An 18,697-nucleotide genomic window follows, 5' to 3' on the forward strand; every position below is an offset into this window, starting at 1 on the left:
AACTGAAGCGTCTGCGATGCCATAGAGTTCTGTTTTCAGTCTTTATCACCATGCATCTGGCACGGAGCAACGTTGACTATAACTTTTTGAAGTTGCGAGGCAGTCATAGATGGCACAGCAGTCATACACCCTTCATCTTGAGGCCGGACGGTCAATGCCTGTCGAACTGTCAACAGACGAACCGATCTATCGTCTTATTGACCGGTTAGTGCAGGAGCACAGGTTGCCGTCGACTGACCAGCATGGACGACGTGTCCAGTACGCACTCTACGCCGATCATACCCGCCGCCTGAGCCGCGAAATGTCGCTGCGGCAGGCGGGATACGATCAGGGTGGCAATCTCTATCTGGCGAATGTTGATGCTCCCTGGTGGGAACAGACCCCTGCTCTCACTCGGCGGCTATCGCATCAGTCAGAGACAAAGCAGGACAACCGTCTCCGGCTTTACGCGCTCCTCGGCGGCGTGTTCGTCGTGCTGACCATCGGCATCGTTGCAACGCTGATCCTGTTCAGTGTCCGTCGATCCCCACAAGTGGCGCAACAGCCGACGCTGACGGTAAAGTCTGACATGCTCGTTGAGCGATCACCAACGTCCACGCTGGCGCCGTTGCCAATGTCTGCGGCTACCGCTGCCACGGCAACGGATGGATTGCCTGCTACCGCAACACTGGCGCCGCTGCCAACGACTGCGGCTACCGCAACGCTGGCGTCGTTGCCAACGGCTGCGGCTACCGCTGCCACGGCAAGGGATGGGTTGCCTGCTACCGCAACGCTGGCGCCGCTGCCAACGGCTGCGGCTACCGCAGCGTCGGCGCCGCCATCAACGTTGACAGTGGCGGCGTTGCCCACGACAGCGGCTTCGCCGGCACAACCGTTTGCTGTGTTCCCGACAGCAACACTCGTCAACTTGGACGCGGATGCCGTGACCGTCGTCGGGGTCAAACGCGAGTATCTTGATCGGGGTAAACGGCTGTTCTTTCAGGGACGCACCAGTTTCGGCGCATATTTATGGAATGAACCGGAGTTGCGCACCCGATTGCCTGCCAGTCAGGGCAATGTTGTCATCAGTAATGGCGACCGTGTTGCAATTCTGAGCCAGGAAAACGGCGCCGTTCACGTGCGTATTCTCACCAATGCGCTCGATCCTGCCGATCCAAAGGTCATCGGCGCGACCGGCTACTTGCCGCGATGGTTAGTTTTCGATGAGGGTGTGCCGCCGCCTGCGCCAACCGCAACGCCGAACCCCGGTAAACTGTTCGTTTACAAGTTGAACGAAGATGATCAGCCCGGATGTATTTCGATGCGCATCGTTCGGACCAATGCGAGCGGATGGAGTTTTGTTGTCGATGGCACGAACTTGAGAGGGCGATTCGATAACGCCGGCAATGCCCGTCTCTGCGGGCTTGGCGCCGATCAGGAAGTGACCATCAGCGTGCTTGATCGTAATGGGCGCATCATTCCAGGAGGTCGCAGCGTTCCCTCGAAGGGACGCGCCATTATGATCGGGGAGTGGCGACAGTGATACAGGAGAGGTGATGGCATTATCACCTGAATATACACGGTCGGACAATGGGGAAGGAAACCCGGCTCGTAGTATAGCCTGTACTAACACTAAGTAAAAGGAGGTTGACAATGGCTCGAATCGGCGCCGATCTCGAACAACTTCGTGCGACCATTGCCTCCCTTCGGCAGGGTAATGCAAACCTGCAAGAAACGTTTCAACGGACGAGGCAAGCCATGCAAGCCTTGCAGAGCAGCCCATGGGCAGGTCGGCATCGCCAACAAGCCGAAGCAGTCTGGGAGCGAATTCAGGCTCAGTTTACACCTGCGATCAATGCGCTTGAAAACCTGACTGCGCGCACCGAGCAGTTTGCTCACAATCTTGAGGCGGCAGGCAGCCGGTTTAACGATGGTGCAGCGATTAGTTCTAAGGCGCCAACCGCTCCAGGCGTCGATACGATGCCGAAATCGCCGCTCCCGCCAGGTGATGGCGCGATAAATGGTCAGCAACCGCCGCCTTATCGTCCGTTTGAAAGCGGACCCACGACCGTGCCCGGCGTATTGCAAGACACGGCCGGTTGCACCAACTACGTTTTACGGCGGGTCAATTTGGATGATATGAAGAGGTGGCCCAATGCGCATGAATGGAACGAAGCCGCTCGCAACGCCGGATATGTGATCAGCGACGTGCCAGAAGTAGGATCGAAGGGGGCGATCATGGTATTCGAGGCAGGACTATTGAAGGGAGCCTACTCCTCAGACGGGCATGTGGCCTACGTGGAGCAAGTAGAGCGCGATCCGGATGGCACGCTGAGGGTGACCATTAGTGAGGCAAAACCTGTTGAGAATAACGGTGAGATAGTTTGGGGTACACATACTCCGCCAACTACGCGCACTATCGCTCTGCGGGTTGGTGAAGACGGAAAGGTGGCATCGATTGATGGCAACCCGATATCTCCGAATGATGTAAGTTTCATCTTGGGCAGGCGTGCAATGTGAGTGCGCAAACGATACTCAGAATAATCCGCGAAAGCCTGCAAGAAATCGTGTTTTGTTCCAATCATAGCAAAGGTGTAGCAATGCTCCAGTAGCCTTATACCAATTACCTGTGAACACCCGGCATGGTCACTGTAGCGATTGAGGCTCCATACCTCCATTACGCTGCGCCTTATACCAATGACCTGTGAACACCCGGCATGGTCACCCCGAGCAGCGCGAGGGGTCGTGCGCGACCCGCGCAGATTCCTCGCTGCGTTTACCCTGAGCGAAGCGAAGGGCTCGGAATGACACGCATGCGGCATCGTCAATCGTCATTGGTAGTATGCTCCCGGAAGCGATTTTATTGCGCATTGGAACTCGTTGGTGATCCGCAATGGAGGCACAGTATGCTCATTGGCGCTGACATCGATCAACTCTACACAACCATTGCACTGTTTCGGCGCAGCAGAGCAGAGATGAGCGATACATTCCAGCGTGCGCGACAGGCGATGCAGGCGATGCAGAACAGCCCATGGTCCGGGCAGAATCGCCAGCAGGCTGAGGCGGTCTGGGAACAGATCCAGACTCAGTTTGCGTCTGTTATCGACGAACTTGAAGGCTTGACTGCGCGCACCGAACGATTTGCCAACAATCTGGCAGAGGCAGGGCGGAGTTTTTACGATCCGGCGCGTATCAATACATCAGATACAATTGGTAAGGTGCTGAAGTATGCAGAGGTGGGTGCAGATATTATACAAAAACTTAAAAAAATAATTGTAGGATCAAAATATATTCGGGAAATAAAATTGGTTAGAGAAGGTCTACAAATAGTCCACGGTTCTACCTATCCCAAACAATTGATTTTGAAAGGTAGCCACGAAGTATTCGAGATGGCGTTTCTCAACCCGCATCTTCGGCATTTGAAGGGAGAGTGGAAAAATATTGCTCAGAAACTTGTTCTTGACCCTACGAAGAATGCCACAAAGGATGCCGTTTCTGACGCTCTCAAGGTATTGCCCCTCGACTTTGCCCTTAACGTCGCCTCTAACGCATCTGATAACTGGGAGGCCTACAAGGGCGATCCGCAGCACTGGCAAAAGGCGGTAGTTGGCACCGCAATCGATGCAACCGTTGACACAGCATTGTCGGCGGCCGGGACAGTGGTCGGAACAGCGGTAGGCGGCGCAGTCGGTGGCGCGTTGCTCGGCGCGATCAGTGGCGGAACGTTAGCGCCGCTGGGCGTTGCCATTGGCGCGCGAGTGGGTGGATTCGCGGGCGGGTGGGCAGCAGAGAGGGTTAGCGAATGTCTAAAGGAGCAAGACTGGTACAAAGATCTGAAAAAAGTTGGCGTTCAGAAGGGTGCTGATTTCATCGATCAGAGCGTTCAGACAGCGCAACAGACGATGGAGTCAGTCGCACAAGAAGGTCAGCGGGTCCTGGAGCAGACCCAGGAAAAAGTGGCAGCAATCGCGGACAAAAGTCAACAGTTATTGGAGCAAGGACAACAGGTGCAGCAGGCAATGAGTGGCTGGGTTAGCCATAAATTGGGTCTTCAGTTCAGGTAGAGGATAAGTTGACAAGCGTCTCATTCGTGCTATCCTCTTTCTGGCTTGAGGAGCAAGGATGTCGGCGCCGGCACAGATACGTCGGCACGTTTTTTATCTCCAGGCAAGGAGCAGTGCGTATGGTGTCCACACTTCGTCTTTCCACCGACGAATTGGCGTTTGCGTTGCTGTTGAGCGATCAGCCTGTTGCGGCTCAGCAGGTGTTGGTGAGCAGCATCGGGCGCGAGTTGAGCAAGGAGGAAGCGCAAGGCCGGTTGTCGGCGGCGGGGAATGCGCTCTTTGGTCAGGGATTAGTTGATATTCGAGACGATGGATCAATTGTTTCCTCACCGGTTTTGACAGAAGTCAGTCTCGTTCTCACCCGGGCTGCTGCTACGCTGCGTTTTACATTATCGGCGCCGACCGGTCAGCGCGCGCTCTCGTATCATTTTCTCGATGATGCCATCTATGAGCACTGGGTAGATCGCGGCGTGGCTCACGTGGTGTCGCGAGTGAGTGAAGACGCGATTATGGAGGGGTGTGTTGCGTTTTTTAATCTTAGCGATCTGCAAGAGATTGCAGTGGCAACCGGAATGCTTCCCGACGCCGTCTTTCGCCAGGCGTTACGCCAGCACGATGTAACCGCGACAATTGGTTTGTTGCGTGACTATGGAATAGCTGAAGACACCGGCATGCTGCTAGCGGAAGATATGGTCCATACGCAAGCAATCGGCGATATGCTGGCCATTTACTATCATGGTGACAATCGCGCGCCGATGTCGGACGAGGGCTGCCTTGTGGTATTAGGGCAGCAGCGCTTCTGGCTCTTCCAACCGGTGAAACAAGGTGAGGATGTCCAGGTGATGTTACTGCCTGGCACAATCGACTCGGTGCGTGAGCAGGTACAGCGCCTGACGCGCGTTTGCCGGCAGATTGCAGCACGAGAAGCAGCGGTGGCGAGGACGGGAAAGGAATAAACGAACAGGGCGCCCTGCTGCTCAAGTAGCCAGCGCATGGCTGCAAGGCTCCACGTGAGCGTTGTGGAACGTGTATTTGAGAACTTGTCTCTGAGGTGCAATTTGGGAGGACGCCAGCAGTGGGGTAGGCGCAGGCAATCCCTGCGTCTACCCCTGTTGACTTTTTGATTCATACTCTTCGCAGCGCAGGTACAACGTCAATCCGATGCTCGCCATTCTCGTCGGGCAGGATTGCCACAGCATAGACGCCATCGTCGGAAATGAGATCGGATGCAACGCCGTCATCGCGCAGCATTGCGGGATGGAGCCGCCCATTTGGTGTATTTGACCGTCTCGCTCATATGATCTATTATAGAAAGACAGCCAGGTTATCGGTGGTGTATGAGCGTAAAAGCATATGCAACAAGAATCCCTAACATTCAATGGCTTTATCAGTAATGTCCACTACACGGCGTGCCTGGCAGCAGAGTTGCCAGAGTATGACTTTAATGAATTTGACATTAACAAGGTCAAGCCTTGCGGTAAGATCATTGTACCTGATGGTGCGTTAGCGTATACAAAATGGGTGTCTCCCAAACGAACACGTAGTTACCCTTTCGCACGACTGTACGATATTTTGAATGCTCCAAAACGGATTACGGTTATTCCTGTGCTCAAGGATGAAGGGGCTGATGGCGATCTCGACAGAATTCAGTACTCAACAATATCCTGGATGAACCTGCTCGACATCTATATCATTCTCGCATATTATAATAGTGCGGAAAAGAACCAGAGAGAAGGTCAAACCGGGAAGAACAAAATTAGTAGACAAATGTTTGCGTCCGAATGCGTGAAAGAACAGATTGACGAAGTGATGAAATATAAAAACAGCGCACTTCACTGGAATTTCTATGTCATGGAGACAAGATTTGTTGATATTTATAACAAGGCGCTGAATAGCTATGAAGAAATATCATGCAGAACGGGCGTGTCGATGCATAATAGCACGATCCAGAAAGATTACTTGAACAAGATAACGAACGATTTTGAGGAGTTTAAGGGACTACCACTTAGTGGCTCAAAAGGCGCTTCCTTAAGAGAGGTTCGTACAACTCATATTAATGAACATCTCGCCGATGGCTCCAAAGCAAGACTTAATATCAGAAACTATCTTGGCGGAGTTTATTACCTGACCGCTGATGAGGTTATCAATGATGGAAGTAGATATGTTATCCAGGAGTCAAAGAATGCTACAAAGCGATCTTTGCCTTCCCTTGATGATATTAAGGATGGGATTTTCAAGCTTGCACTATTTTCAAATATCGATGCACTAATGCTCGAAGATCGGAAGGTGGAATTTTCAGTTCGTCTTAAGTTAACGGGTAAAGGATTGTGCGAAACAATCATGATTCCATGTAGTAATTGCGAATTGGAACAGTTTCTTGCCAGAAACACATTTACTGGAAGGGAAAAAGAGATCATTCGAAAATTACAAGTCGAATGCTTTTATAATCCCAGACTTCATGTTCAGATAGGTCCGAACCAGTGAAAGCAATGATTAGAAGTCCACTGCGCTATCCTGGCGGAAAGTCGCGCGCAATACAGCGCATGCTTTATCTGATACCTGATTCATTCGATGAGTATCGTGAGCCGTTTGTAGGCGGCGGTTCATTCTTTATCTTGCTGAGGCAAAAGTACCCTGATGTAAAGATGTGGATCAATGATCTCAATACTGAGTTGTTCTACTTCTGGAAATGTGCTCAGGAAGACTCCGCCAGACTGGCGCGTGAAGTTATGAAGATAAAGGTGGAGCGAGCAAACGGTAGGGAACTTTTTTATGAATTGCTGGGAATGGATACGTCTAAGATGAGCGAGTTTGAGCGAGCAGTGAGGTTCTTTGTTCTAAACCGTATTACATTTTCTGGAGTGGTTGAAGCAGGAGGCTATTCTGAAGGAGCTTTTATTGGAAGATTTACAAGGTCTTCAATAGAGCGATTGGCTTTGCTAGGTGAAATTCTGGAAGGTGTCAGGATTACCAATTCAGATTATAAAGATTTGTTGCAAGACGGTGATCAAAGGGTTTTTACCTTCCTGGATCCGCCTTACTTTGCAGCAACAAAATCAAGGCTGTATGGAAAGAACGGCATGCTCCACGAAATCTTCGATCATTTCGAGTTTGCTGAACAGATGAAGAAGTGTCGGCACTCATGGTTGATTACATACGACGACTCCCCAGAGATTCGTCAAAATTTTCATTTTGCATATATGCACCGTTGGGAACTACAGTATGGAATGAACAATTATAAGCAGCGCAAAGCCGAAAAAGGCGCTGAGTTGTTTCTCTCCAACTATCCGCTTCCGATTGGTCAGGAAGCATCACCCGCCCTGCCGGACAGCGTGTTCATCCAGCGCTCTCTGTGGTGATCCCGCAGTGCGGCGCCGCAACGCTGTACCTGACCGTCCCGCCGGTCGAGTTGGCGATGGCTCAAGGGGTGATCGCGCCTCTCTTCACCGTGCCGCCGCCGGCATCGATGGCGGCGCTTCGCCGGTGCGCAGCAGCCGGATGGCGTAGAACAACTGGTTGTCGGCGCAGGTCGTCGCTCCCGGCGGCGGCTGGCGGTCGCCGACACACAGGGTTTGCGTGGCAGGGTCTTCGGCATAAGGAATGACGTACTGCGGCGTAATGCCAACCTTGTCGATTTCGGTGCGCGCCGGGGTGAGCCAGTGCGCGAACGTGATTCGCGCACTGCTGCCATCGCTCAGGTGGTAGATGTTCTGCACCGATCCCTTGCCGAAGGTTTTCTCGCCGATCAGCGTCACGTTCGGACGACTGTCACGCAATGCGCCAGCGACGATCTCGCTGGCGCTGGCGGAACTGCCATTGACCAGCACGACGATGGGGACATCGAAGGCGCGAATATCACCGCCAACGGTGCGGATTTCGGTGATTTCCCCTTTGCTGTTCTGCTCGTAGAGCGCGACCCCATTGTAGAGCCGCCCGAGCACGGCACGCGCCTGGTCGAGGAAGCCGCCGGGGTTGTTGCGCATATCGAGGACGATGCCGTTTGGCGCTTGCGGAAGCAACTCGCGCAGCGCCTGGTCGAATTCGGGGACGGTATTGGCTTTGAACTCGATAATGCGAATATAGGCAATTCCGCCATCGACCAGTTGGGCTTCGACGCCGGGCACCACGATGTCGGCGCGCGTCAGAGTGATGTCGAACACCTGGTCGTCCGGTTGCCGCCGGATAGTCAGGCGCACCTGCGTACCCGCCTGCCCGCGGATTTTCGATGCGACCTTGACAGCCGCTTCGTTCACGTCGAGACCGGCAATCATCGGCGCGACCGGTTCGCCGTCAATCGCCACGATCTCGTCGTCCTGTTTGAGACCGGCGGCTTCGGCTGGCGCTCCTTTGATTGGCTTGTAGAGAAATGCGCGCCCGTCGGTGATCCGTAGATAGGTGCCGATGCCTCCCATTCGCCCCTGCATGTGCTCATTCGTCTGTGATGCCAGCTCCGGTTCCTGATAGACGGTGTACGGATCGTCGAGCGATGCCAGCATGCCGGTGATGGCGCCGCGGATCATGCGGGTGTGGTTGATCTTGTCGCGCTGATAGAACTCGGTCTCGACCAGGTTCCACACTTCCCAGAAGACGCGGAACTGCTGCCGGAGCGATGGCGGCGTTTCCTGATTGGCAACCAATCCTGGACCGATCGCCGGAACCAGGCGCGTGAGCGAGATGCTGTCGGCAAAAATGGTCGCGCTGACCCAACCGCCGGCGAACCCCGCTAGCAGGAACAGACTTGCAGCGGCAAGACGACGAAGGAACCGAAAACGGAAGGCCATGGCGAAACTCCTGGATGCCCGATGGATGGTGTGAGTGCGATATGATCCTCGGTGCTGGCGCCCGGTCACGTAAGGGCAGGTCTGAGATGAGGGCAGGTCTGAGACCTGCCCCGACTAGCCCCGACTCTGGCTGCTCCCCGTAAGGGCAGGTCTGAGACCTGCCCCGACTAGCCCCGACTAGCCCCGACTAGCCCCGACTCTGGCTGCTCCCCGTAAGGGCAGGTCTGAGACCTGCCCCGACTAGCCCCGACTAGCCCCGACTAGCCCCGACTAGCCCCGACTCTGGTCGCTCCCCGTAAGGGCAGGTCTGAGACCTGCCCCGACTGACCCCGACTCTGGCCGCTCCCCGTAAGGGCAGGTCTGAGACCTGCCCCGACTGGCCCCGACTCTGGCCCCGACTAGCCCCGACTGGCCCCGACACCGGCGTCCCCGGCAGCGCACCATCATCCAATCTCATACATAATGATCGCTATAGCCGCAATGGGTGCGGTTTCAGCGCGCAGCGTGCGCGGACCAAGCGACACGATCATGATACCATGTCGTTCAGCCCATTGGCGTTCATCGTTGGTCAATCCGCCCTCTGGTCCGCTGAAGATGCCCAGCGCCGCCGGTGATGTGTCGCGGCGTAGCGCGTGGAGCGCCCCGGCAAGCGGCGTGGCGTTGTCGCCTTCCCATAGAAGCAGTGCAGGGGAATGGAGCGTAAACTGTGTGCATGCTTCGTTGAACGTCAGGGAAGGCGCCAAGCGCGGAAGCCGTCCGCGCCGCGATTGTTCGGCTGCCTCGCGGATAATCCGCCGCCAGCGCGCAAGACGGCGCTCGTCGGGAGCAGCGTCGATGCTGCGCGCACATACGGTTGGAACAAACGCTGCTACCCCCAGTTCGACCCCTTTCTGCAACGCCCACTCGAACCGCTCCGCCCGGATGAGCGGCAGGTAGACGGTCAGCGCAAGGCGCGGTTCGCCGCCTGCAACTTCGCGCGACTCGATCACACCGTTCACCGTCCCGCGCCGATCAACTGTTTCCAACATGACAGTGTACTGCCACCCCTCGCCATCGAGCAAAACGACGCGCTCACCGCGCCCCAACCGCAACACGTTTGCCAGTTGATGTCCCAGTTCGGGATCGAACAGACGCACCCGTTCCGTGTCGAATGCCGCAGGATCGACAAAGAAACGATACGTGTTGCTCTGAACAGTATCACGCGAACGGCGAGGCATGCGTTACGGTTTGCGATGCACCAATGCCACCCAGTCGCCTTCCTGGCGGCGGAAAACTGCTTCGAGACCAGCAGCGGCATAGGCGGCGACCACATCGGGTTCGCGATCGGCAATGATCCCCGAACTGATCAGAAGACCGCCAGGGCGCAGCGCCACCGCACAATCGGGAGCGACCGCCGCGAGAACCCTGGCGATAATATTGGCGACAATTACATCGAACTGTGGCGGTGTGTCGGAAGGCAATGACACCGGCAGCAGCGACGGTGGTTCAGCATGACCTTCAGCATCGGGACGCAGCCAGTGCCCGAAAGACGCGCCACGCCCCAGACTGCCCTCAGCAACCACAATCCTGTCCGCCACATGGTTCAGCGCCGCATTCGCCCGGGTCGCCTCCACCGCAATCGGGTCGGTGTCGAGCGCCAATACTCGCGCAGCCCCCAACCGTGCAGCGGCAATCGCAAGAATGCCGGAGCCGCACCCCAGATCGAGCACGCACATCTCTGGTGTGACGTACTGTTCCAACGCAATCAGACACAACTGCGTCGTCGGATGAAGACCGGTGCCAAACGCCATGCCAGGGTCGAGGCGCACGACCAGATCGTCCGGCAGCGGCTGGTAATCCAGCCAGGACGGCACGATAACAATGCGCGCTCCGATTCGCTGAATGGTGTAATACTGCTTCCAGGCGTTCGCCCAGTCTTCCTCTTCAATTCGCCGAACCTGGAGCGGACCGACCGGTCGGATCATGCCCAGCAACCACAACCCCTGTTCAATGCGCGCACGCGTCTCTTCGGCAGTGTCGTCGAGTGCCAGGTAGGTGCGCACGGTTGCCGGGCGCACCGGATCGTAGCGGTACTCAGGACCATCGTCACCGGGGATGATCGGCGGTTCGATTGCCACGCCGCCATTGTAGCCATAGCGCGCCAGCAACTCGCTGACCGGTTCGACGGCTTCGCTCTCACAGGAAACCGAGAGTTCCAGCCATGTTACAGGTTTGGTTTGTCCGTCACTTTCCATCGCGTTCCCTGCGGCGTATCTTCGAGCATCACCCCGAGTTGCGCCAGACGATCACGCACCATATCGGCGAGTGCAAACTGTTTCGCCTTGCGCAATTCACTGCGTACCTCGACCAGCAGGTCGATAAATGGCGCCGCCTGCTGAGTCACCGGGCGCGGCGCTATGAGCGTCAACCCGAGCACATCAACCAACTCGCGGAAAGTCGCCTGCGCTTCGGCGAATGGCGCGCCGCCGACACCCGCATCACGCGCGGTATTGATCGAACGCACCAGGTCGAACAGCGCCGCCAGCGCGCCAGCCGTGTTGAAGTCATCGTCCATTGCCGCGATGAACCGCTCGCGCGCCGTTCGCACTGCTGCCAACAAGACCTCAACAGCAGGTCCGGCTTCGATTGTTCCAATCGGCGGTTCGAGCGCCGAGCGCAGGCGTGCCAGCTTGCGTTCCTGATCAGCGGCGATCTCCTCACCAAACGCCAGCGGGCTGCGGTATGAACTGGAGAGCACCGTCAGTCGCAGCACATCGGGATGATAGCGCGCCAGAAATTCGCGGATCGTCACCACATTGCCGAGCGATTTGGACATCTTTTCCAGTTTGTACGTGCCATCCGCCAGGCGGGTCTGGATCTGAAGCATACCATTGTGCATCCAGTAGCGCGCGAACGTTTTGCCGGTCAGGCTTTCGGTTTGAGCGATCTCATTCTCGTGGTGCGGGAAGATCAGGTCGGTCCCGCCGCCATGAATATCGATCTGCTCGCCAAGGTGCGCCAGGTTCATTGCCGAGCACTCGATGTGCCAACCGGGGCGCCCTGGACCCCAAGGGCTATCCCAAAACGGCTCGCCTGGCTTTGCCGCCTTCCAGAGCGCAAAATCCGCCGGGTTCTCCTTGCGCTCATCGATGCCAATACGATTGCCGGCAATCATATCATCAAGGCTGCGCCGCGAGAGTTTTCCGTAGTCTGGCGCCGTCGAGACACGGAAGTAAACATCGCCATCCACCACATACGCATGGCCCGTCTCGATCAGACGGCTGATGAACCGCTGAATCTCCGGCATCGTCTCGGTAGCGCGCGGGTAGATATGAGCGCGTTTGACATTCAGTGCCTCCAGGTCTTCGAGAAACTCAGCGATGTACGACTCGGCGAGTTCCTTCGGATCGCGTCCCAGTGCATGCGCCCGATTAATGATTTTGTCGTCCACATCCGTAAAATTGACGACGTGCTGAACCGCATAGCCGCGGTATTCCAGGTAGCGCCGCACCACATCGAAGACAATCGCCGACATCGCATGACCAATATGCGCCCGGTCGTACACCGTCACGCCGCAGACATACATCTTCACCACGCCGGGTTCGAGGGTCTCGAACGGCTCGAGCGTGCGGGTCAGCGTATTATAGATACGAATGCTCATATGCGTTATATCCCATCACCGGCCATATAGCCGTACTCATCGATTGTGCCATTCCCATTCGTGTCGAGCGCCGACCAGCACTGCGACGCGAGCGCATCGTCCTCGACGTGATGTTCGAGGTGATGATTGGTTGCAATTTCGAGTTCGGTCAGGCGTTCTTCGAGTTCCAGCACCTTAGCGCGCAGGCTGCGCAGCATTTCCCCTTCGGGATCGGGCAGGTGCTCGACACGGCGCGTTTCGCCGGTGTGCGGGTCGCGTTGTGCCACAATGCGCGCCGGAACACCGACGGCGGTGGCGTGAGGTGGAACGTCCTTCACCACCACAGCGCCGCCGCCAACGCGCGCCCCCTCGCCAATGGTGATAGCGCCGAGCACAATCGCGCCAACACCGATGACAGCGCCATTACGCACCGTTGGATGGCGTTTCCCGCGTTGCTTGCCCGTGCCGCCGAGGGTCACACCCTGATAGAGAGTCACCCAGTCGCCGATCTCCGATGTTTCGCCGATAACCACGCCCATGCCGTGGTCGATGAAGAAACCGCGACCAATGACTGCTCCCGGATGGATCTCGATACCGGTGAGGAAACGACTGATCTGCGAGATCAGGCGCGGAATAAACGGCACGCCGCGCCGCCAGAGGGCGTGCGCCAGGCGATGGAACAGGATGGCATGCAAGCCGGGGTAGAGCAGCACCTCTGCCAGGTTGCGCGCTGCCGGATCGTTGAGGAAAATCGCGCGAATATCGTCGCGAATGACGCAGAGCAGGTTATCGTTCTTTCTGGGCATACAAAACCTCCCGTTCGACGGTCAATCGAAGCGCGTCGTGCAGAACAGGGGCGTCGTGCATAGTGCAACAACGCCCCTAACGACAGATACAGGTCTGCGCGACGAACCCGACCGATTGGCGGCGGGAGGTGACGGAGAGGGTATGGACACGCCCGGTAATCGGGCACACAAGACTCAGGTCAGGATTCACTGGCGCCAGTCTCGCTCTTTTCACTCTTCGACGAGCTATCGCTGCCGATGCTCGCGCTATCACTCTTGCGGCTATCGGTGATATACCAGCCTGAGCCCTTGAAGACAATGCCCACCGGCTGGAAGACCCGGCGTACCGAACCTTCTTTGCCACAGCGACAAACCCGCAGCGGCTCGTCCTTGAACGACTGGAACTGCTCGAACTGCGCACCGCAAGTGTCACAGGCGTACACATAGGTAGGCATACTTGTCAGGACCTCCTGGCATTGAGTGATGAATGATATATACATTGTTTGCTTCTTATTGTAGTCGATCTGGGCAGGATGATCAAACGGGGAAATGTAGGAGTTGTGTTAGAGCATGGTTTCGGATTTATCAGAGACGCAAGGCGCGCTTCAACAACGCGCCAAACGCCGGCGGATCGCAGAACCGGACGACGACCTCCGGCGTGCCGTGCCATACGGCGCAGGAGCGCAACGCCTCTGCCAGATTGATCGCCAGGTCTTCGTCGGGATCGACGCCTGGTTCGAGGTAGAGCGCCTTGACCTCGAAGATGCCGTCTTTGCGGTGCGCTTTCGGGTCGAGCCGCCCGACCAGCGCCCCCCGGTGCAGGATGGGCAGCGTAAAATAGCCATACCGTCGTTTGGATGCAGGAGTATAACATTCGATGCGATAGTCGAAGCCAAACAATTCCAGCGCCCGTCGCCGATCCCATACGACCGGATCGAATGGCGAAAGCAACGTGGTGACTGTTGATTGGAGCGCCCCATCGGCGGCAGCCTGCGCCAGCGGCAGGCGATGTGGATGAATGTAGACCGGCTCGCGCCATCCTGCGACATGCGCTATCGCAAGGGCGCCTTCGGCTGCCAGAGCAGCGGCAATGCGCGCCGTTTCCGCCTTGCCGGTGCGAAAGTAATCTGCCAGCCAGCGCGCCGGCGCTGCACCGAGCGCCTGTGCTGCTGCGAGGATCAGGGTGCGCTGCGCTACCTCCACATCGGGTGCACAGGTATCGTCCCATGCGGGCAAAACTCGCTCGCGTAGGTCGTAGAGGCGCTGAAAATGCTCACGCCGGTCGATCATCAGATCGCCAACGATGAAGAGCATTTCTAGCGCCATCTTTTCGACCTTCCAGTTCCACCATCCTCCCCTCGTGCCGTCTGTACGGGCGAATTCGGCTGAGCGAACCGGTCCGTTGTTGCGAATATGATCCATCAACGCTGCGGCAATCGTCCGGTTCTCGTGCAGCCACCGGCGCGCATAGGTGTTGCTGCGCGTCTGCCCCGCCAGCATCAACGAGCGGTAGGCCGGGTAATCCTCGATGGGCAAAAAGCATGCCTCGTGCGACCAGTATTCGAAGATGGCCCGCTCCGCCAGCAGATCGGTCAACCAGCGTGGCTCATATGCGCCAAGACGGCTCCATAACACCAGATATGGACTACGCGCGACCACATGGATCGTATCGATCTGAAGCGCCTTCATCCGCTGCATCGCTGCCAGAACCGAGTCTTTGGTCGCCGGGTGTTTCTTTGGGCGGTCGAGACCCTGGACGGTCAGCAGCAACGGACGAATCGCATTGGGAGTCAGCGTCAGTGGCATAGGAGACTCTTTCTTGAACAGACGTTCGCAACCCCGTGAGCATATGATACGTCGAAGCCGTGTAGAACGCAACACGAAAGGAGCGAACCATGTCCTCAATGAGTCTGTTCAGCGGGATCGAGCACATCAACACGAACACCCGCCTTGAGAACGAGAGTTTTACAGCGATGTTCGGCAGCATCACGGTCGATCTGACGCGCCAGCCTTTAGCGCCTGGTGATCACACGATCAGCGCCTTTGCCATGTTTGGCGAAGTGACGGTTCGTGTGCCGGCAAACATCGGGCTACATGTTGATGGCGGGGCGCTGATGGGAGACACCAGATACGAGTGGCGCACGCCGGACAACCGTCCGCTCTCGTCTGCCGGTCTCACCGTAGTTGAATTCGAGACATCGCCGGTGCGACTGCGCATCACTGCCACAGCCATCCTTGGTTCGGTGCGGATTGTGCGTGTGGTGGGCGTTCAGGCACAGGAACCCTTTGCAGAAACATTGCCGGAGTCGTCCGAGAGCGCCGGTTTATACGAAGGCGAGACGCGGCGAATTGCCAGCCTGTGATGGAGGTTAGGTTTACTGATCGGTTGTTTCGACCAGCGACTCATCGATCAGGTCGAGCGACGTTCGATCCCCTATCTGATTCATAAGCGCCTGACACGTCTCACGACGCATCCGACGATAGACTTCGCGGGCAATGCGGAGATCGAGCACCGCAGTGCGTCGCTGCCGTTCGCTTTCAGCGACCTCATCAATGGCGCGTTCGAGCGTCGCACACGCCTGAGCGATCTCTGCCAGGCGTTGTTCCGCGAACGGCAGTGTCGTGGCTTCGAGAGAAAGCACGGCGTGCAGGCGACGCATATCCTCGAGGAGTTCGGTTGGCGTGCTATCGGCTTCTGCGCCGCCGCGAGAAATAAGCCGGATGGTGGGCGTCTCGGCGGTGCCGTAGTGCTGCACTAACTGGCGCAGCGTCTGTTTGTACAGGCGACGCGCGGTTATTTCGCACGTCCAGCGGCGGGCGAGCGCCGCGCGCCAGGCAGCGATCGCTTCTTCGCTATTGTGGTAGCTGGTCGTCATCTGGGAGTGGGTGGCGCGATGCGCATTGAGCAGCGCCTCGATTTCCGGTGCATCTTTGTAATGACGTTCAAGAATGGCGATCAGTTTTGCCGAGTCGGCAATAGCATCATGGGGGGAGGGAAGTGTCGTCATACCACAGGCTCCTGTCAGCACTTTGCTATTCAATCATATCCCGCCCCTCTGGAACGGTCTATAGTACGTGCGTCCCGTTGTCCTATGGGCGTATTTCTTATCGTCCCGGCGTACTGTTGCATTGTCCTGTGCAATACACTATCGATACGCGTGCATTATACGCAAAAATACGGATAGGTGATCAGGGATTATAGAGAGGCAAGACAGGCGGCGCGGGCGCGCCTACCATTCATGGCGCAACACGTCGAAATCGAGCGGATCACGGTTAATGCCGTGTTCCCACACCTCGTAGTGCAGGTGAGGACCGCTCGACATGCCGGTTGACCCGACGTAGCCGATGAGTTGACCACGCACAATGGGTTGACCATCGACAACGGCGTAAGAGTCGAGGTGGGCATAGGCAGTTTTGTAGCGGTTATTTTCAATCGCCAGATAATTGCCGCCGGGCCAGGTGTCCGGTCGCACACGGGCAACGCCGTCGTGGGTGGCATACACCGGGGCGCGCCATGTGCCCTGCGGATCGGCTTTGCCGTCGCCGTCACCGTCGACCGCCAGATCGATACCGCCCCAGACGCTGGCGGGCGCGTGCGAGCCGACCCCATACCCCTGCGTGATCACCGTGCGAGGGTTGCGCAGCGGGTTGCCGGAGGGATGTTCAGTTGCAGATTGTGGGGCGAACGCGGCGCTGAGACTCTGCCGGGCTACGCGCTGCGTAGAGAGCGCCCCGCCGCGCCAGAGGCTCGTCTGTAGCGGAGGTTGTTGTGTTTGCTGTACGAGGAAGCCAAGCCCGATCAGGGCAAGAAGGAGCAAAATGAATTGTTCCCGGCTGAGGGTCATTATTTTGCTTGCGATGAGCGCCATTCGGCAACCAGGCGGTTGACCGTACCGACATACACGGGGACGTTATTTTCCACCACCGGCGCATAGATCGGCACAATCTCCTCGACGGTATGAGCGCCGCGCCACTGCACATATTCAACTGCTATCAGGCGATACCAATCTTCGATCCCTTCCTCCCAACTGGCATAATCGCGAAACCTGCCGTAGCACGTGTGATACCCGGCGCAGATAATGTTGCCGACATTGTGGGTCGTACTGCCATCTGGTTTTCGCCCTGCCCATCCTGGTGCGGTTCCGGCGCCCGACTCGTGAATGAAAAATGCCAGGGCATACGCGGGATCGATGCCATACCGGATGCCGAGTTCCACCCACGTGGCGCCGGTGCCGACCGCTGGAGAGTTCCACTCGGCAAGGATGCGGTCGATCTGCTGCGCCGAAATGCTCGGCGGACCAAGCACCGAATGCTGTCCAGCAGGTGAAGTGAGATTGAGCGCCTGCTCGAACCTATGCGCCTGTATTGTCTGTTCGCGCGCGGTACATCCAGGAGCGAAGCAGATACGTGATGCATTGGTATCGCGCCAGAAGAAAAAGAGGACACCAATACAGATTGCGCAAATTCCGATCAGCCACCAGGGAAACATCCGCTGCCGAACGGTTCGCCGGAGCGTCGCCGGTCGGTAGGCGAATGGCGTGGCAGTCAGTTCCGCACGCAACATATCGCGCGCATCGTCATCGAAGGGGTCATCCGGTGCGAGCAATTCTTCCGCTGCCCACGGAGCAAACGACGGAGCGACAGGCAAACGTTCCTGAACATCAATGCGCCGATCGACAAGGCGGCGGCGTCCAATCGTGAGCGCCGCACCATCATCGAAGGGATCGCGTGATCGCGCCAGCGGGTTGGGGCGGCGCGCCGACGAGTGTGTGTCGGTGCGCGGAACCGCGCGTGGTGAGTGGCGCACCGCTGGCGTCTCTGGCTCACTCTCGTTCATGGAAGCATAGACGTCATCAACCGCGCCTGCTCTTCAGGCGTCGGCAGGCGAAAAACTCCGTCGCGATTGAGATAGACAATGCGCTCGCGCCGGACATCGAGCAACAGATCCGGCAGCGTGTCGCCATCGACATCGCTGACGCCAATGATGACCGGTGTCAGGTGTTCATTGGCGCCGAACAGGTAGGGACCGGTGATCGAGCGAATCCGCGATGGGTCGCCACCCGGCAGTTCCAGCACCACCACTTGCCGGTCGAGATTCAGAGCAATCAGATGCGTCGGTTGACTCGACCCTTCTTCGTGACCCACGAATGCCTGCATGTGCATCGTGCGCGGATAGCCATAACGCATATCGTCGATCAACAGATTGATACGCCCGATCAATGCACCGATCAGCACATACACTGCCAGCGCGCCGAGCACGAGCGCTGCGCCATACAGCGCCGCATGCGCCGTTCGCTGAGCCTGCCGGTTGCGCCCCCAAATACGACGACCGGTATGAATGCCTCGGCTTGTGACCGCCATAGCATAACTCCTCACCTGTTCGATCGACAACGAACGCCACGCGCCTGCTGCCGAGTTGGTGGCAGACGGGGAGTGGGTGTCATTCTGATGCGACTGAAGTGGGGACAT

At 57.3% G+C, this 18,697-nt stretch carries 19 protein-coding genes; 7 read left to right on the forward strand and 12 right to left on the reverse strand.

The annotated features are described in order from the left end of the window. Positions 1-109 precede the first annotated feature (109 nt). The 4 genes from RCAS_RS10945 (at position 110) to RCAS_RS10960 (ending at position 4,999) form a co-directional block, all read left to right on the forward strand. Positions 110-1,522, forward strand: a complete 1,413-nt coding sequence (locus RCAS_RS10945; protein ID WP_012120638.1) for a ubiquitin family protein — start codon at positions 110-112, stop codon at positions 1,520-1,522. Positions 1,523-1,632: 110 nt separating this feature from the next. Next, positions 1,633-2,499 (forward strand): WXG100 family type VII secretion target, encoded by an 867-nt coding sequence (locus RCAS_RS10950; RefSeq protein ID WP_012120639.1) that lies wholly within the window; start codon positions 1,633-1,635, stop codon positions 2,497-2,499. A gap of 386 nt (positions 2,500-2,885) precedes the next feature. Then, the gene (locus RCAS_RS25640; RefSeq protein WP_012120640.1) at positions 2,886-4,043 is read left to right on the forward strand and encodes a WXG100 family type VII secretion target; all 1,158 of its coding nucleotides are present in this window, start codon (positions 2,886-2,888) and stop codon (positions 4,041-4,043) included. 119 nt (positions 4,044-4,162) lie between these two features. Then, complete coding sequence (locus RCAS_RS10960; protein ID WP_012120641.1) at positions 4,163-4,999, forward strand: hypothetical protein; 837 nt, start codon at positions 4,163-4,165, stop codon at positions 4,997-4,999. 169 nt (positions 5,000-5,168) lie between these two features. Here the strand turns inward: RCAS_RS10960 and RCAS_RS26210 are convergent, their stop codons facing one another. Then, the gene (locus RCAS_RS26210; RefSeq protein WP_269634015.1) at positions 5,169-5,294 is read right to left on the reverse strand and encodes a choice-of-anchor X domain-containing protein; all 126 of its coding nucleotides are present in this window, start codon (positions 5,292-5,294) and stop codon (positions 5,169-5,171) included. A gap of 102 nt (positions 5,295-5,396) precedes the next feature. Between RCAS_RS26210 and RCAS_RS10965 the strand changes: the two genes are divergently transcribed. Continuing rightward, positions 5,397-6,527: a hypothetical protein gene (locus RCAS_RS10965; RefSeq protein ID WP_012120642.1), complete on the forward strand. Its 1,131-nt coding sequence runs from the start codon at positions 5,397-5,399 to the stop codon at positions 6,525-6,527. A 5-nt stretch (positions 6,528-6,532) separates the two neighbouring features. Then, complete coding sequence (locus tag RCAS_RS10970) at positions 6,533-7,402, forward strand: DNA adenine methylase (protein ID WP_012120643.1); 870 nt, start codon at positions 6,533-6,535, stop codon at positions 7,400-7,402. Between the two features lie 84 nt (positions 7,403-7,486). Here the strand turns inward: RCAS_RS10970 and RCAS_RS10975 are convergent, their stop codons facing one another. The 7 genes from RCAS_RS10975 to RCAS_RS11005 form a co-directional block, all read right to left on the reverse strand. Then, complete coding sequence (locus RCAS_RS10975) at positions 7,487-8,824, reverse strand: S41 family peptidase (protein ID WP_012120644.1); 1,338 nt, start codon at positions 8,822-8,824, stop codon at positions 7,487-7,489. Between the two features lie 443 nt (positions 8,825-9,267). Beyond that, positions 9,268-10,041: a 16S rRNA (uracil(1498)-N(3))-methyltransferase gene (locus RCAS_RS10980; RefSeq protein ID WP_012120645.1), complete on the reverse strand. Its 774-nt coding sequence runs from the start codon at positions 10,039-10,041 to the stop codon at positions 9,268-9,270. A 3-nt stretch (positions 10,042-10,044) separates the two neighbouring features. Continuing rightward, positions 10,045-11,058 (reverse strand): 50S ribosomal protein L11 methyltransferase, encoded by a 1,014-nt coding sequence (locus RCAS_RS10985; protein WP_012120646.1) that lies wholly within the window; start codon positions 11,056-11,058, stop codon positions 10,045-10,047. Further along, positions 11,028-12,464: a cysteine--tRNA ligase gene (gene cysS / locus RCAS_RS10990; protein ID WP_012120647.1), complete on the reverse strand. Its 1,437-nt coding sequence runs from the start codon at positions 12,462-12,464 to the stop codon at positions 11,028-11,030. The genes RCAS_RS10985 and cysS overlap by 31 nt, the downstream gene beginning before the upstream one ends. A gap of 5 nt (positions 12,465-12,469) precedes the next feature. After that, the gene (gene epsC, locus RCAS_RS10995) at positions 12,470-13,249 is read right to left on the reverse strand and encodes a serine O-acetyltransferase EpsC (RefSeq protein WP_012120648.1); all 780 of its coding nucleotides are present in this window, start codon (positions 13,247-13,249) and stop codon (positions 12,470-12,472) included. Between the two features lie 179 nt (positions 13,250-13,428). After that, the gene (locus RCAS_RS11000) at positions 13,429-13,683 is read right to left on the reverse strand and encodes an FmdB family zinc ribbon protein (RefSeq protein ID WP_041330615.1); all 255 of its coding nucleotides are present in this window, start codon (positions 13,681-13,683) and stop codon (positions 13,429-13,431) included. Between the two features lie 130 nt (positions 13,684-13,813). Then, entirely contained in the window at positions 13,814-15,034 is a 1,221-nt protein-coding gene (locus RCAS_RS11005) for a winged helix-turn-helix domain-containing protein (protein ID WP_012120650.1), read from the reverse strand. An 89-nt stretch (positions 15,035-15,123) separates the two neighbouring features. On the opposite strand from RCAS_RS11005, the gene RCAS_RS11010 reads away from it, so the two are divergent. Next, positions 15,124-15,591 (forward strand): cell wall-active antibiotics response protein, encoded by a 468-nt coding sequence (locus RCAS_RS11010; RefSeq protein ID WP_012120651.1) that lies wholly within the window; start codon positions 15,124-15,126, stop codon positions 15,589-15,591. Between the two features lie 12 nt (positions 15,592-15,603). On the opposite strand, the gene RCAS_RS11015 is transcribed toward RCAS_RS11010, so the two are convergent. The 4 genes from RCAS_RS11015 to RCAS_RS11030 all read right to left on the reverse strand — a co-directional run bounded on the left by RCAS_RS11015 (position 15,604) and on the right by RCAS_RS11030 (position 18,589). Next, positions 15,604-16,236 carry a hypothetical protein gene (locus tag RCAS_RS11015; RefSeq protein ID WP_012120652.1) on the reverse strand — a complete coding sequence of 211 codons (633 nt, stop codon included), beginning with the start codon at positions 16,234-16,236 and terminating at the stop codon, positions 15,604-15,606. A 222-nt stretch (positions 16,237-16,458) separates the two neighbouring features. Further along, the gene (locus RCAS_RS11020) at positions 16,459-17,073 is read right to left on the reverse strand and encodes a M23 family metallopeptidase (RefSeq protein ID WP_041330618.1); all 615 of its coding nucleotides are present in this window, start codon (positions 17,071-17,073) and stop codon (positions 16,459-16,461) included. Further along, positions 17,073-18,065, reverse strand: coding sequence for a glucosaminidase domain-containing protein (locus tag RCAS_RS11025; protein ID WP_012120654.1), 993 nt, complete (start codon positions 18,063-18,065; stop codon positions 17,073-17,075). Before RCAS_RS11025 ends, RCAS_RS11020 begins: the two co-directional genes overlap by 1 nt. After that, positions 18,062-18,589, reverse strand: coding sequence for a hypothetical protein (locus RCAS_RS11030; protein ID WP_012120655.1), 528 nt, complete (start codon positions 18,587-18,589; stop codon positions 18,062-18,064). Before RCAS_RS11030 ends, RCAS_RS11025 begins: the two co-directional genes overlap by 4 nt. Positions 18,590-18,697 lie beyond the last annotated feature (108 nt).

This window comes from Roseiflexus castenholzii DSM 13941 (genome assembly GCF_000017805.1).
Classification (GTDB): domain Bacteria; phylum Chloroflexota; class Chloroflexia; order Chloroflexales; family Roseiflexaceae; genus Roseiflexus; species Roseiflexus castenholzii.

Bases quoted from the DNA above. Each gene is read 5' to 3' on its own strand.
- RCAS_RS11000 (WP_041330615.1), bottom strand. From the start codon at position 13,683: ATGCCTACCTATGTGTACGCCTGTGACACTTGCGGTGCGCAGTTCGAG.
- epsC (WP_012120648.1), bottom strand. From the start codon at position 13,249: ATGCCCAGAAAGAACGATAACCTGCTCTGCGTCATTCGCGACGATATT.
- RCAS_RS10945 (WP_012120638.1), top strand. From the start codon at position 110: ATGGCACAGCAGTCATACACCCTTCATCTTGAGGCCGGACGGTCAATG.
- RCAS_RS11030 (WP_012120655.1), bottom strand. From the start codon at position 18,589: ATGGCGGTCACAAGCCGAGGCATTCATACCGGTCGTCGTATTTGGGGG.
- RCAS_RS10985 (WP_012120646.1), bottom strand. From the start codon at position 11,058: ATGGAAAGTGACGGACAAACCAAACCTGTAACATGGCTGGAACTCTCG.
- RCAS_RS10975 (WP_012120644.1), bottom strand. From the start codon at position 8,824: ATGGCCTTCCGTTTTCGGTTCCTTCGTCGTCTTGCCGCTGCAAGTCTG.
- RCAS_RS10965 (WP_012120642.1), top strand. From the start codon at position 5,397: ATGCAACAAGAATCCCTAACATTCAATGGCTTTATCAGTAATGTCCAC.
- RCAS_RS10950 (WP_012120639.1), top strand. From the start codon at position 1,633: ATGGCTCGAATCGGCGCCGATCTCGAACAACTTCGTGCGACCATTGCC.
- RCAS_RS11020 (WP_041330618.1), bottom strand. From the start codon at position 17,073: ATGACCCTCAGCCGGGAACAATTCATTTTGCTCCTTCTTGCCCTGATC.
- RCAS_RS11015 (WP_012120652.1), bottom strand. From the start codon at position 16,236: ATGACGACACTTCCCTCCCCCCATGATGCTATTGCCGACTCGGCAAAA.
- RCAS_RS25640 (WP_012120640.1), top strand. From the start codon at position 2,886: ATGCTCATTGGCGCTGACATCGATCAACTCTACACAACCATTGCACTG.
- cysS (WP_012120647.1), bottom strand. From the start codon at position 12,464: ATGAGCATTCGTATCTATAATACGCTGACCCGCACGCTCGAGCCGTTC.
- RCAS_RS26210 (WP_269634015.1), bottom strand. From the start codon at position 5,294: ATGCTGCGCGATGACGGCGTTGCATCCGATCTCATTTCCGACGATGGC.
- RCAS_RS11025 (WP_012120654.1), bottom strand. From the start codon at position 18,065: ATGAACGAGAGTGAGCCAGAGACGCCAGCGGTGCGCCACTCACCACGC.
- RCAS_RS11005 (WP_012120650.1), bottom strand. From the start codon at position 15,034: ATGCCACTGACGCTGACTCCCAATGCGATTCGTCCGTTGCTGCTGACC.
- RCAS_RS10970 (WP_012120643.1), top strand. From the start codon at position 6,533: ATGATTAGAAGTCCACTGCGCTATCCTGGCGGAAAGTCGCGCGCAATA.
- RCAS_RS10980 (WP_012120645.1), bottom strand. From the start codon at position 10,041: ATGCCTCGCCGTTCGCGTGATACTGTTCAGAGCAACACGTATCGTTTC.
- RCAS_RS11010 (WP_012120651.1), top strand. From the start codon at position 15,124: ATGTCCTCAATGAGTCTGTTCAGCGGGATCGAGCACATCAACACGAAC.
- RCAS_RS10960 (WP_012120641.1), top strand. From the start codon at position 4,163: ATGGTGTCCACACTTCGTCTTTCCACCGACGAATTGGCGTTTGCGTTG.